Below are 13,581 nucleotides of genomic sequence, written 5' to 3'. Positions count from 1 at the left end.
TCCCTACCCACCCGCAGGCAAGTAGGGAGCGTGGAGCACGGGCCTGGTCTCAGGCCACGCGTCGCTTAGGCAGCGCTGTCTTCGGCGGAAGCCTCGACATCACCGGCCATTTCAGCCGCTTCGGCTTCGGCGATGGCACGGCGCTCGGCGTCGTCCATGGCGTCCTTGGCCTTGCGGGCCTGGTGGTAGGCCAGGCCGGTACCGGCAGGGATCAGGCGACCCACGATCACGTTTTCCTTCAGGCCGCGCAGCTCGTCGCGCTTGCCCATGATCGCCGCTTCGGTCAGCACGCGGGTGGTTTCCTGGAAGGACGCCGCAGAGATGAACGAGTCGGTCGACAGCGAGGCCTTGGTGATACCCAGCAGCACGTTGGAGTACGTGGCAGGGATCTTGCCTTGGGCCTGCAGCGCTTCGTTGGTGTTGAGGATCTCGGAACGCTCCACCTGCTCGCCAGCGATGTAGGTGGACTCGCCGATGTTCTCGACCACCACACGACGCAGCATCTGGCGAACGATCACCTCGATGTGCTTGTCGTTGATCTTCACGCCCTGCAGACGGTACACGTCCTGCACTTCGTCCACGATGTAGCGCGACAGTTCCTCGATACCCAGCAGGCGCAGGATGTCCTGTGGATCGGCGGGGCCGTCCACGATCAGCTCACCCTTGTTCACCACTTGGCCTTCGTGGACCAGGATGTTGCGCTCCTTGGGCACCAGCTCTTCCCAGACCTTGCCTTCCAGATCGGTGATCTGCAGGCGGACCTTGCCCTTGGTTTCCTTACCAAAGGACACGGTACCGGTCATCTCGGCCAGCGTGCCCTTGTCCTTGGGCGTACGGGCTTCGAACAGCTCGGCCACACGGGGCAGACCACCGGTAATGTCGCGGGTCTTCTGACCTTCGACGGGGATACGGGCCAGCACTTCGCCGGGGCCCACGTCCTGGCCGTCGCGCACCTGGATCAGCGCGCCCACCTGGAAGCCGATCGTCACCGAGTGGTCGGTGCCGGGGATCTTGACTTCCTGGTTGTTGGCGTCGATCAGCTTGACCTGGGGACGCACCACCTTGGCAGAACCACGGCGCTTGGGGTCGATCACGACCAGGGTCGACAGACCGGTCACATCGTCCACCTGCTTGGCCACGGTCAGGCCTTCTTCCACGTTCTCGAATTTCACCTGGCCGGCGTATTCGGTAATGATGGGGCGGGTCAGCGGATCCCAGTTCGCCAGGATCGTGCCGGCCTTGATGGCCTGGTCGGCCTTGATCGTCAGGATGGCGCCATAAGGCACCTTGTGACGCTCACGCTCGCGACCGTTGTCGCTGATGACGATTTCGCCGGAGCGGGAAATCACCACCAGTTCACCCTTGGTGTTGGTCACATAGCGCATCGTGGCGTTGAAGCCGATCGTGCCGTTGGACTTGGCTTCCACACTCGAGGCGATGGCAGCGCGCGACGCGGCACCACCGATGTGGAAGGTACGCATGGTCAGCTGGGTACCGGGTTCACCGATGGACTGCGCAGCGATCACACCCACGGCTTCGCCCAGGTTCACCATGCCGCCGCGACCCAGGTCACGGCCGTAGCAGGTGGCGCACAGGCCGTAGCGGGTTTCGCAGGTCAGCGCGGTGCGCACCTTGATCTCGTCCACGCCCTGGGCTTCCAGCTCTTCGATCAGGTCTTCGTTGAGCAGGGTGCCGGCAGGCAGCAGCACGGAACGGTTCTCGGGGTGCAGCACGTCTTCGGCGGTCGAGCGGCCCAGCACGCGGTCGCGCAGGGATTCGATCACTTCACCGCCTTCGACGATGGCGCGCATCAGATAGCCGTTGGAGGTGCCGCAGTCCTGTTCGGTCACGACCAGGTCTTGCGTGACGTCCACCAGACGACGCGTCAGGTAACCCGAGTTCGCGGTCTTCAACGCCGTGTCGGCCAGACCCTTACGGGCACCGTGGGTCGAGATGAAGTACTGCAGAACGTTCAGGCCTTCGCGGAAGTTCGCGGTGATGGGTGTCTCGATGATCGAGCCATCGGGCTTGGCCATCAGGCCACGCATACCGGCCAGCTGACGGATCTGCGCTGCAGAACCCCGGGCGCCGGAGTCGGCCATCATGTAGATGGCGTTGAACGACTCCTGGTCCACTTCGTGGCCGTGGCGGTCGATGGTCTTCTGGACCTTGAGCTGGTCCATCATCACCTTGGACACGTCGTCACCGGCCTTGCCCCAGATGTCCACCACCTTGTTGTAGCGCTCGCCGGAGGTCACCAGACCCGAGACGTACTGCTGCTCGATTTCCTTCACTTCGGACTCGGCGCGGGCCAGGATCTCGGCCTTTTGCGGAGGCACCAGCATGTCGTCGATGGACACCGAGAAGCCGGCGTGCGTCGACAGGCGGAAGCCGTTTTGCAGCAGCTTGTCGGCGAACACCACGGTGGCCTTCAGACCGCACTTGCGGAAGGAGGAGTTGATCAGCTTGGAGATCTCCTTCTTCTTCAGCGCCTTGTTCATGTGGCTGAACGGCAGGCCCTTGGGCAGGATCTCGGACAGCAGGGCGCGACCCACGGTGGTTTCCACCAGGCTCAGGCTCTTGACGAATTCGCCGCTTTCCTTGTCCTTGGTCCACTCGGGCAGGCGCACGCTGATCTTGGCGTGCAGCTCGACTTCACCAGCGTCCAGGGCGCGTTGCACTTCGTTGGTGTCCACGAACACCATGCCTTCGCCCTTGCCGTTGATCTTGTCGCGGGTGGCGTGGTACAGGCCCAGCACCACGTCCTGCGAAGGCACGATGGAAGGTTCGCCCGAAGCGGGGAACAGCACGTTGTTGGAGGCCAGCATCAGCGTGCGGGCTTCCATCTGTGCTTCCACCGACAGGGGCACGTGCACAGCCATCTGGTCACCGTCGAAGTCGGCGTTGAAGGCCGCGCAGACGAGGGGGTGCAGCTGGATGGCCTTGCCTTCGATCAGGATGGGCTCGAACGCCTGGATGCCCAAACGGTGCAGCGTAGGCGCACGGTTCAGCATCACGGGGTGTTCCTTGATGACCTCTTCCAGGATGTCCCAGACCACGGGGGTGCCGGATTCGACTTCCTTCTTCGCGGCCTTGATGGTCGTGGCGATGCCCATGGCCTCGAGGCGCGAGAAGATGAAGGGCTTGAACAGCTCCAGGGCCATCAGCTTGGGCAGACCGCACTGGTGCAGCTTGAGGTAAGGACCCACGGTGATCACGGAACGACCGGAGTAGTCCACGCGCTTGCCCAGCAAGTTCTGGCGGAAACGACCGCTCTTGCCCTTGATCATGTCGGCCAGCGACTTCAGGGCACGCTTGTTGGCGCCCGTCATGGCCTTGCCACGGCGACCGTTGTCCAGCAGCGAGTCCACGGCTTCCTGCAGCATGCGCTTTTCGTTGCGCGCGATGATTTCAGGGGCCTTCAGCTCCAGCAGGCGACGCAGACGCGAGTTGCGGTTGATGACGCGGCGGTACAGGTCGTTCAGGTCGGAGGTCGCGAAGCGGCCGCCGTCCAGGGGCACCAGGGGACGCAGGTCCGGGGGCAGCACGGGCAGCACTTCCAGCACCATCCACTCGGGCTTGATGCCGGACTTCTTGAACGCTTCCAGCAGCTTCAGGCGCTTGGCGTTCTTCTTGACCTTGACTTCGGAGCCGGTCAGGTCGCCACGCAGGCGCTCGATCTCGCTGTCGATGTCGATGGATTCCAGCAGGTCCTTGATACCTTCGGCGCCCATCTTGGCCGTGAATTCGTCGTAGCCGAACTCTTGCTGCTTGGCGTCGTAGTCGTCCTCGGACATGATGCTGAACTTCTTCAGCGGGGTCATGCCGGGGTCGGTCACCACGTATGCTTCAAAGTACAGCACGCGTTCGATGTCGCGCAGCGTCATGTCCAGCACCAGACCCAGACGCGAAGGCAGCGACTTCAGGAACCAGATGTGGGCGCAGGGCGCGGCCAGGTCGATGTGACCCATGCGTTCGCGACGCACCTTGGTCTGGGTGACTTCCACGCCGCACTTTTCGCAGATCACACCACGGTGCTTCAGGCGCTTGTACTTGCCGCACAGGCATTCGTAGTCCTTGATGGGACCAAAAATCTTGGCGCAGAACAGGCCGTCGCGCTCGGGCTTGAACGTACGGTAGTTGATGGTCTCGGGCTTCTTCACCTCACCGAAAGACCAGGAACGAATTTTCTCGGGCGAAGCCATGCCGATCTTGATGGCATCGAAATGCTCATCCGGCGTGAATTGCTTGAACAGGTCGAGTAGCGATTTCATGTAACTCTTTCCCTTTTCACAAAATTTATAGCTGCCAGCGCTTGGAGTGCAAGGATTTCAATATCGAAACCCTTGCAAACTCTTGATCAACAAGCGCTAGACGCTCACTTTCTTTAAGGCCTTAGGTACGTTCGAGTTCGATGTCCAGGCCCAGGGAACGAATTTCCTTGACCAGCACGTTGAACGATTCGGGCATACCGGCTTCGATCGCATGTTCGCCCTTCACGATGGATTCGTACACCTTGGTACGGCCCACCACGTCGTCGGACTTCACCGTCAGCATTTCCTGCAGCACGTAGGCGGCGCCGTAAGCTTCCAGCGCCCACACTTCCATTTCACCGAAACGCTGACCACCGAACTGGGCCTTACCGCCCAGAGGCTGTTGCGTCACCAGCGAGTAAGGACCGGTGGAACGGGCGTGCATCTTGTCGTCGACCAAGTGGTGCAGCTTCAGGTAGTGCATGTAGCCGATGGTCGTGGGACGCTCGAACTGCTCGCCGGTGCGGCCGTCGAACAGGTAAGCCTGCGTGCGGGTCTCGGTCAGGCCCTTGCGCGCCTTCAGATCGTCCGGATACGCCAGCTTCAGCATGTCCTTGATTTCCTGCTCGGAAGCGCCGTCAAACACGGGGGTCGCGAACGGCACACCGGTCTTCAGGTTTTCGGCCATGTTCAGCACGTCGGCATCGCTCAGCAGCGACAGGTCTTCCTTGCGGCCACGCGAGTTGTAGACCTCTTCCAGGAAGGCGCGCACTTCGGCCACCGCAGCTTCGTCACGCAGCATGTCGCCGATGCGCTGGCCCAGGCCCTTGCCGGCCCAGCCCAAGTGCACTTCCAGCACCTGACCGATGTTCATACGCGAAGGCACGCCCAGCGGGTTCAGCACGATGTCGGCGGTGGTGCCGTCGGCCAGGTAAGGCATGTCTTCGACCGGAACGATCTTGGAGACCACACCCTTGTTACCGTGGCGGCCGGCCATCTTGTCACCAGGCTGCAGGCGGCGCTTGACGGCCAGGTAGACCTTGACCATCTTCAGCACGCCAGCAGGCAGCTCGTCGCCCTGGGTCAACTTCTTGCGCTTCTCTTCGAAGGCCAGGTCGAATTCGTGGCGGGTCTGCTCCAGGGAGTTCTTGATGGACTCCAGCTGGGCGGCCAGTTCGTCTTCCGCAGGACGGATGTCGAACCAGTGGAACTTCTCCACGCTGTCCAGGTAGGCCTTGTCCAGCTTGGCGCCCTTGGCCAGCTTGTTGGGGCCACCGTTGGCGGTGCGGCCGATCAGCAGCTTCTCGATACGGTCGAAGGCGTCGGCCTCGACGATGCGCAGCTGGTCGTTCAGGTCCAGGCGGAAGCGCTTCAGCTCATCGTCAATGATCTGCTGGGCGCGCTTGTCGCGCTGGATGCCTTCACGGGTGAAGACCTGCACGTCGATCACGGTGCCGGACGAACCCTGGTCCACACGCAGCGAGGTGTCCTTCACGTCGGACGCCTTCTCGCCGAAGATGGCGCGCAGCAGCTTCTCTTCGGGCGTCAGCGTGGTTTCGCCCTTGGGCGTGACCTTGCCGACCAGCGTGTCGCCGGGCTGCACTTCGGCGCCGACGTAGATGATGCCGGACTCGTCCAGACGGTTCAGCTGCTGTTCCGACAGGTTCGGAATGTCGCGCGTGATTTCTTCGGCGCCCAGCTTGGTGTCACGGGCCATGACCACCAGTTCCTCGATGTGGATCGAGGTGTAGCGGTCTTCGGCCACCACGCGTTCGGAGATCAGGATCGAGTCTTCGAAGTTGTAGCCGTTCCAGGGCATGAAGGCGATCAGCATGTTCTGACCAATGGCGATTTCGCCCAGGTCGGTCGATGCACCGTCGGCAATCACGTCACCCTTGGCCAGCACATCGCCGCGCTTGACCACGGGACGCTGGTGGATGTTGGTGTTCTGGTTGGAACGCTGGTACTTGATCAGGTTGTAGATGTCCACACCGACTTCACCGGCCACGGCTTCCGCGTCGTTCACGCGGATCACGATGCGGGTCGCATCCACGTAGTCGACGGTGCCGCCACGGCGGGCTGTCACCACGGTGCCGGAGTCGACCGCGGCCACGCGCTCGATACCAGTACCCACCATGGGCTTTTCGGGACGCAGCACAGGCACGGCCTGGCGCGACATGTTGGCACCCATCAACGCGCGGTTCGCGTCGTCGTGCTCCAGGAACGGAATCAGCGAGGCGGCCACCGACACGATCTGTGCGGGCGACACGTCCATGTACTGCACGCGCTCGGGCGACAGCAGGGTCGATTCACCCTTTTCACGCGCCGACACCAGCTCGCCCACCAGACGGCCTTCGGCGTCCAGCTCGGCGTTGGCCTGGGCGATGATGTACTTGCCTTCTTCGATGGCCGACAGGTAGTCGATTTCCATCGTCACCTTGCCATCCACCACACGGCGGTACGGGGTTTCGATGAAACCGTACTCGTTCAGGCGGGCGTACAGGGCCAGCGAGTTGATCAGACCAATGTTCGGACCTTCAGGCGTTTCGATCGGGCAGACGCGGCCGTAGTGGGTCACGTGCACGTCACGCACTTCGAAGCCGGCACGTTCGCGGGTCAGACCACCTGGGCCCAGGGCGGAAACACGGCGCTTGTGCGTGATTTCGGCCAGGGGATTGGTCTGGTCCATGAACTGCGACAGCTGCGAGGCACCGAAGAACTCCTTCAGGGCCGCAGAGATGGGCTTGGAGTTGATCAGATCGTGGGGCATCAGAGGCTCTTGCTCGGCCTGACCCAGACGTTCCTTCACAGCCTTTTCGATACGTGCCAGACCGGTGCGGTACTGGTTTTCGGCCAGTTCGCCCACGCAACGCACGCGGCGGTTGCCCAGGTGGTCGATGTCGTCGACTTCGCCCTTGCCGTTGCGCAGGTCCACCAGCAGCTTGACCACGGCCAGGATGTCTTCGTTGGACAGCACCATGGCGCCGGTCGCACCGTCGCGGCCCACGCGGGCATTGAACTTCATGCGGCCCACGCGCGACAGGTCGTAGGTGTCAGCGTTGTAGAACAGGCGGTGGAACAGGGCCTGCACGGCGTCCTCGGTCGGAGGCTCGCCAGGACGCATCATGCGGTAGATGGCGACGCGGGCAGCGAACTCATCCACGGTTTCATCGGTGCGCAGGGTCTGCGAGATGTAGGCGCCCTGGTCCAGTTCGTTCGTGTAGATGCACTGCACGTCCTGGATGCCGGCGCTGCGCAGCTTCTTCAGCAGCGCTTCGGTCAGCTCTTCATTGGCCTTGGCGATGATTTCGCCAGTGTCAGGGTCAATGATGTTCTTGGCCAGCACACGGCCGATCAGGAAGTCTTCGGGCACGCTGACGTACTTGGTGCCGGACTGTTCCAGTTCACGGGTGTGGCGCGCGGTGATGCGCTTGTCCTTGGCGACCACGACCTTGCCCGACTTGTCGGTGATGTCGAAACGCGCCACTTCGCCGCGCAGACGGTCGGCCACAAATTCCATTTGTGCGCCGCTGTCCATCAGACGGAAGTTGTCGTTGACGAAGAAGTGCGCCAGGATCTGCTCGGGGTTCATGCCGATGGCCTTCAGCAGGATCGACACGGGCATCTTGCGGCGACGGTCGACGCGGAAGTACAGCAGGTCCTTGGGGTCGAACTCGAAGTCCAGCCAGGAGCCGCGGTAAGGAATGATGCGCGCCGAGAACAGCAGCTTGCCGGAGCTGTGGGTCTTGCCCTTGTCGTGTTCGAAGAACACGCCAGGCGAGCGGTGCAGCTGGGACACGATCACGCGTTCCGTGCCGTTGATGATGAACGAGCCCTTGTCGGTCATCAGGGGCACTTCGCCCATGTAGACCTCTTGCTCCTTCACTTCCTTGACCACCTTGGACTGGGCCGTGGAGGACTCGCGGTCATAAATGATCAGTTGCACCTTGGCGCGCACGGCCGAGGCGAAGGTCAGACCACGGGTCTGGCACTCACGCACGTCGAACGCAGGCTTGGCCAGGTTGTATTCAACAAACTTCATCTCCACAAAACCGTTGTGGGAGACGATGGGGAATGCCGATTCAAAGGCCGCTTGCAGGCCTTCCATCGTACGTTTCTTGGGGGCTACGTCTGCTTGCAGGAATGCGGTATAGGCATCTTTTTGCATCTGCAGCAGGTAAGGCACTTCGAGCACGCTGTCGCGGCTGCCGAAACTCTTGCGAATTCGCTTGCGTTCGGTGTAAGAATAGGCCATGAGATCTCCGGGCAAAGACATGAGTCCTGGGTCTGCGACGACACTGTCCAGCAAAAAGTCACACACTTTCACTGGCTTGGCGGTTGGCCACTACCAACCATGGCTGACGGCGATGCATTGCACATCGCCCGAACCAAGGCATCTTCTGCTGTCGGGTTGTCAGAAGACACTAGAAAAACTGTCGGCAACAGGCTTTCTGGTGTGCTCTCAAATACCTTATCCACAAGCACCAAAGGCTGGAGTGCCTTTTCAGACACTCCAGCCCCAGGAATGGACTGAATTACTTCAGTTCAGCCTTAGCACCGGCTTCGGTCAGCTTCTTCACAGCAGCTTCAGCGTCAGCCTTAGGAGCGGCTTCCTTCACGACCTTAGGAGCGCCGTCCACCAGGTCCTTGGCTTCCTTCAGACCCAGACCGGTGATTTCGCGCACGGCCTTGATCACGGCAACCTTGTTGGAACCGGCTTCAGCCAGCACCACGTTGAACTCGGTCTTTTCTTCAGCAGCGGCAGCACCGGCGCCAGCGCCAGCAGCAGCAGGAGCGGCCATAGCGGCAGCGCTCACGCCAAACTTCTCTTCAATGGCCTTGACCAGGTCGTTCAGTTCCAGAACAGTCATGCTGTCCAGGGCGGTCAAGAATGCGTCTTTATCGAATGCCATGTTAATTTCCTAACAATTTGTTGGTTGTTTGTTGCCGCAATTAAGCTGCAGCGGCTTCTTCGGCGGCAGGTTGCTCTGCGCCTTCGCTCTTCTTTGCGGCCAGCGCGCCCAGCACCACGGCTGTACGCGACATAGGCGACATGAGCAAGCCACACACTTGGGCCAGCAGAACTTCCTTCGAGGGGATGTTTGCCAGCTGCTTCACGCCGTTCACGTCCAGGGCCTTGCCCGAAAACGCGCCACCGCGAATCACCAACTTGTCGTTGGTCTTCGCGAAGTCGGCCACCACCTTGGCGGCAGCCACTGCGTCTTCAGAGAAGCCATAGATCAGGGGACCAGTCATCTGGTCAGCCACCACTTCAAACGCGCTACCAGCCACAGCACGGCGTGCCAGGGTGTTCTTCAACACGCTCAGGCTCACACCCTTGCTGCGTGCATCGGAACGCAGTTTGGTCATGTCGGCGACCGTGATGCCACGGTATTCCGCGATCACAAGCGTTTGAGCTTTAGCGGCGAGGCTGGTCACTTCATTGATGACCGCTTCTTTCTCACTGCGATTCAGACTCAAGGTCTACTCCTTCAAATGCGCATACCCGGTTGCCCCGGTACGCGCGCTCTTGTTGCAGCGACCAACTGTTAGAGGGACATTCATCCATCTGCAGCGGGATCGCCATCTGCGCTGGAAGTATTAAGTGGCAAGCCACACCAGCGGTCTTGGATGACCTACGCCGCTGTAAACAGCGGCGTAGCCCACCACATCGGCTCGCTATTTCTAGCAAGCCGAATATTCTAGCAATTAAGCTGCGATGGATTGCGTGTCGACGCGAACACCCACACCCATGGTGGAGGAAACCGCCACCTTGCGCAGGTACAGGCCCTTGCTGGAAGCAGGCTTGGCCTTGTTCAAGGCATCAATCAGAGCAGCCAGGTTGCCTTGCAGCTTGTCGTTGTCGAACGAGCGACGGCCAATCGTAGAGTGGATGATACCGGCCTTGTCCACGCGGAACTGCACTTGACCTGCCTTGGCGTTCTTCACGGCCGTGGCAACATCAGGAGTCACAGTACCAACCTTGGGGTTGGGCATCAGGCCACGGGGACCCAGGATCTGGCCCAGCTGACCCACGATACGCATTGCATCGGGCGCAGCGATCACGATGTCAAAGGGCATGTCACCAGCCTTGACCATGGCAGCCAGGTCGTCCATACCAACCACATCTGCACCAGCGGCCTTGGCTTCTTCAGCCTTGGCGCCTTGGGCAAACACGGCCACGCGGGTGGTCTTGCCAGTACCGTGAGGCAACACCACAGCGCCGCGCACCACTTGATCCGACTTCTTGGCATCCACACCCAGCTGCACGGCCACGTCGATGGATTCGTCGAACTTGGCAGTTGCAGCATCCTTCACCAGCGCCACGGCGTCAGCAAAGGCGTACAGCTTGGTGGAGTCCACCTTGCCCTGCAGGGCTTTTTGCTTCTTGGTCAACTTGGCCATTTTACAAACCCTCCACGATCACGCCCATCGAACGAGCAGAACCCGCCAGCGTGCGCACGGCGGCGTCAACGTCAGCAGCGTTCATGTCCTTCAGCTTGGTCTTGGCAATTTCTTCCAGCTGTTCGCGGGTGATCTTGCCGACCTTGGCCTTCAGAGGGTTCGAGGAACCCTTGTCCAGCTTGATGGCCTTCTTGATCAGCACGGTGGCAGGAGGTGTCTTGATGACAAAAGTGAAGCTCTTGTCAGCAAACGCTGTGATCACCACAGGCAGAGGCAGGCCGGGCTCAACACCTTGGGTCTGCGCATTGAATGCCTTGCAGAATTCCATGATGTTCAGACCACGCTGACCCAGCGCAGGACCGATTGGAGGGGATGGGTTGGCCTTACCAGCTGGCACTTGCAGCTTGATGAAGCCGACGATTTTCTTCGCCATGTTTTAGCTCCTTACGGGTGATAGCGCCAAACGCACATGCATTTGGCTCCCCGGGGTTAAAGCCCCAATATTTCAATACGCGGGGCCATCAAACGTACCTCAGGTTTTTTCAACCTGAGAGAACTCCAGCTCCACGGGCGTCGAACGACCAAAAATGGCCACCGACACACGCAGACGATTCTTCTCGTAGTTCACTTCTTCGACACTGCCGTTGAAGTCGGTGAACGGACCTTCCTTGACACGCACCAGCTCACCCACCATGAACTCCACCTTGTGGCGAGGCTTATCGGAGCCCTCTTGCATTTGGTTCACAATTTTCTGAACTTCAGCTTCAGAAATCGGAGCAGGACGATTCTTTGCACCACCCACGAAACCGGTCACTTTGCTGGTGTGCTTCACCAAGTGCCACGTATCGTCTTCCATGACCATCTCTACGAAGACATAGCCAGGGAACAAGCGCCGCTCGGTTGTTTTGCGTTGACCGTTCTTCATCTCCACCACTTCTTCGGTAGGGACTAAGATACGACCAAACTTATCTTGCATGCCGGCACGCTGAATGCGCTCGGTGATGTTGCGCTCTACAGCCTTCTCCATGCCCGAGTAGGCATGGACAATGTACCAACGCAGATCCGGATTGACGGGAGCAGTCGCACCAGCCTCACCCGACACAGGTTCGATTGCATCAGTCATTAGCTTCTCCAGCCCAAAATGAGATCGTACAGAACCCATTCAAGCGTTTTATCTGTCAGCCACAGGAACAATGCCATGACCACCACAAACGCAAAAACGTAGGCGGTCATCTGCAAACTTTCCTTGCGAGTTGGCCACACTACTTTTTTGACTTCTTTCCAGGAATCTTTGCCAAAAGCAAGCAATTGCTTACCCTGCTCAGACACAGAAAAAATCGCAGCAGCAGCAATCAAGCCTGCCACGAGAACACCCCATTGAACCAATGGACCTTGCTGTGCCAGAAAATAGAACCCCGCCACAGCAGCGATCACCAAAAACAAAGCGCCAAACAGCTTGGCCTTGTCAGCACCCGTACTGACTGTTTCTACTTGCGATGTGGCCATATCTCACTTTATATGTTGCGAACAATGTCGCCGCACAAGACACTTAAGCCCGCCAGTTTCTGGCGGGCTTAGCGTTACCACTACATCGTGGCAGGGGCAGTAGGAATCGAACCTACAACCTTCGGTTTTGGAGACCGACGCTCTGCCAATTGAGCTATACCCCTAAACCCTAATTACCTAATTAAGCGAGAACCTTAGCAACCACGCCAGCGCCCACGGTACGGCCACCTTCACGGATAGCGAAGCGCAGACCTTCTTCCATAGCGATAGGAGCGATCAGCTTCACAGTGATGGACACGTTGTCGCCAGGCATCACCATTTCCTTGCCTTCGGGCAGCTCGATGGAGCCAGTCACGTCCGTGGTACGGAAGTAGAACTGAGGACGGTAGTTGTTGAAGAAAGGCGTGTGACGGCCACCTTCGTCCTTGGACAGCACGTACACCTCAGCTGTGAAGTGGGTGTGGGGCTTGATGGAGCCGGGCTTGCACAGCACTTGGCCGCGCTCCACGTCTTCACGCTTGGTGCCGCGCAGCAGCAGACCCACGTTGTCGCCAGCTTGACCTTGGTCCAGCAGCTTGCGGAACATTTCCACGCCCGTGCAGGTGGTCTTCTGGGTGTCCTTGATACCGACGATTTCGATTTCTTCGCCGACCTTGATGATGCCGCGCTCGATACGACCGGTCACCACGGTACCACGACCAGAGATGGAGAACACGTCTTCCACAGGCATCACGAAGGCGCCGTCCACAGCGCGCTCAGGCGTGGGGATGTAGGAGTCCAGAGCTTCAGCCAGCTTCAGGATCGCGGGCTCGCCCTTGTCGGACTGATCGCCTTCCAGAGCAAGCTTGGCGGAACCACGCACGATGGGGGTGTCGTCGCCGGGGAAATCGTACTTGTCCAGCAGTTCGCGGACTTCCATTTCCACCAGTTCCAGCAGTTCCTCGTCGTCCACCATGTCGCACTTGTTCAGGAACACGATGATGTAAGGCACGCCCACCTGGCGAGCCAGCAGGATGTGTTCGCGGGTCTGAGGCATGGGGCCGTCAGCAGCGGAGCAGACCAAGATAGCGCCGTCCATCTGGGCAGCACCGGTGATCATGTTCTTCACATAGTCAGCGTGGCCAGGGCAGTCCACGTGAGCGTAGTGGCGAGTGGCGGTTTCGTACTCGACGTGCGAAGTGTTGATCGTGATACCACGGGCCTTTTCTTCAGGCGCGTTGTCGATCTGCGAGTAGTCCTTGGCTTCACCGCCGAAGTGCTTGGACAGCACGGTGGCGATAGCAGCAGTCAGGGTGGTCTTACCGTGGTCAACGTGGCCAATGGTGCCCACGTTCACGTGGGGCTTGGTGCGCTCGAACTTTTCTTTTGCCATTTTTTCGACTCCGAAAAAAATCAAATGCTAACGATGTTTCGGCGC

General features: G+C 59.9%; 9 protein-coding genes and 1 tRNA gene. All 10 read right to left on the bottom strand.

Annotation, left to right across the window (positions count from 1 at the left end; all coding sequences use genetic code 11):
* Positions 1-65 precede the first annotated feature (65 nt).
* Positions 66-4,274, bottom strand: a complete 4,209-nt coding sequence (rpoC, locus tag KAQ61_RS17900; protein ID WP_210930018.1) for a DNA-directed RNA polymerase subunit beta' — start codon at positions 4,272-4,274, stop codon at positions 66-68.
* A gap of 121 nt (positions 4,275-4,395) precedes the next feature.
* On the bottom strand, positions 4,396-8,508 hold the full coding sequence (gene rpoB, locus KAQ61_RS17895; RefSeq protein ID WP_210930017.1) for a DNA-directed RNA polymerase subunit beta: 4,113 nt from the start codon (positions 8,506-8,508) through the stop codon (positions 4,396-4,398).
* A 280-nt stretch (positions 8,509-8,788) separates the two neighbouring features.
* The gene (rplL, locus tag KAQ61_RS17890; RefSeq protein WP_042413790.1) at positions 8,789-9,166 is read right to left on the bottom strand and encodes a 50S ribosomal protein L7/L12; all 378 of its coding nucleotides are present in this window, start codon (positions 9,164-9,166) and stop codon (positions 8,789-8,791) included.
* 40 nt (positions 9,167-9,206) lie between these two features.
* Positions 9,207-9,734: a 50S ribosomal protein L10 gene (gene rplJ, locus KAQ61_RS17885; RefSeq protein ID WP_042413794.1), complete on the bottom strand. Its 528-nt coding sequence runs from the start codon at positions 9,732-9,734 to the stop codon at positions 9,207-9,209.
* A 228-nt stretch (positions 9,735-9,962) separates the two neighbouring features.
* On the bottom strand, positions 9,963-10,658 hold the full coding sequence (rplA, locus tag KAQ61_RS17880; protein ID WP_042413797.1) for a 50S ribosomal protein L1: 696 nt from the start codon (positions 10,656-10,658) through the stop codon (positions 9,963-9,965).
* Position 10,659: 1 nt separating this feature from the next.
* Complete coding sequence (gene rplK, locus KAQ61_RS17875) at positions 10,660-11,091, bottom strand: 50S ribosomal protein L11 (protein ID WP_042413800.1); 432 nt, start codon at positions 11,089-11,091, stop codon at positions 10,660-10,662.
* Positions 11,092-11,190: 99 nt separating this feature from the next.
* Positions 11,191-11,781 carry a transcription termination/antitermination protein NusG gene (nusG, locus tag KAQ61_RS17870; RefSeq protein ID WP_042413802.1) on the bottom strand — a complete coding sequence of 197 codons (591 nt, stop codon included), beginning with the start codon at positions 11,779-11,781 and terminating at the stop codon, positions 11,191-11,193.
* The gene (gene secE / locus KAQ61_RS17865) at positions 11,781-12,164 is read right to left on the bottom strand and encodes a preprotein translocase subunit SecE (RefSeq protein WP_210930016.1); all 384 of its coding nucleotides are present in this window, start codon (positions 12,162-12,164) and stop codon (positions 11,781-11,783) included. Before secE ends, nusG begins: the two co-directional genes overlap by 1 nt.
* 88 nt (positions 12,165-12,252) lie before the next feature.
* Positions 12,253-12,328, bottom strand: a tRNA-Trp gene (locus tag KAQ61_RS17860).
* Positions 12,329-12,345: 17 nt separating this feature from the next.
* Positions 12,346-13,536, bottom strand: a complete 1,191-nt coding sequence (gene tuf / locus KAQ61_RS17855) for an elongation factor Tu (RefSeq protein WP_045265651.1) — start codon at positions 13,534-13,536, stop codon at positions 12,346-12,348.
* Between the last annotated feature and the right edge of the window lie 45 nt (positions 13,537-13,581).

This window comes from Comamonas aquatica, assembly GCF_018064205.1.
Taxonomy (GTDB): domain Bacteria; phylum Pseudomonadota; class Gammaproteobacteria; order Burkholderiales; family Burkholderiaceae_C; genus Comamonas; species Comamonas aquatica.
Note: the sequence above shows the minus strand (reverse complement) of the source record. Positions and strands in the feature narration are given on the sequence as shown.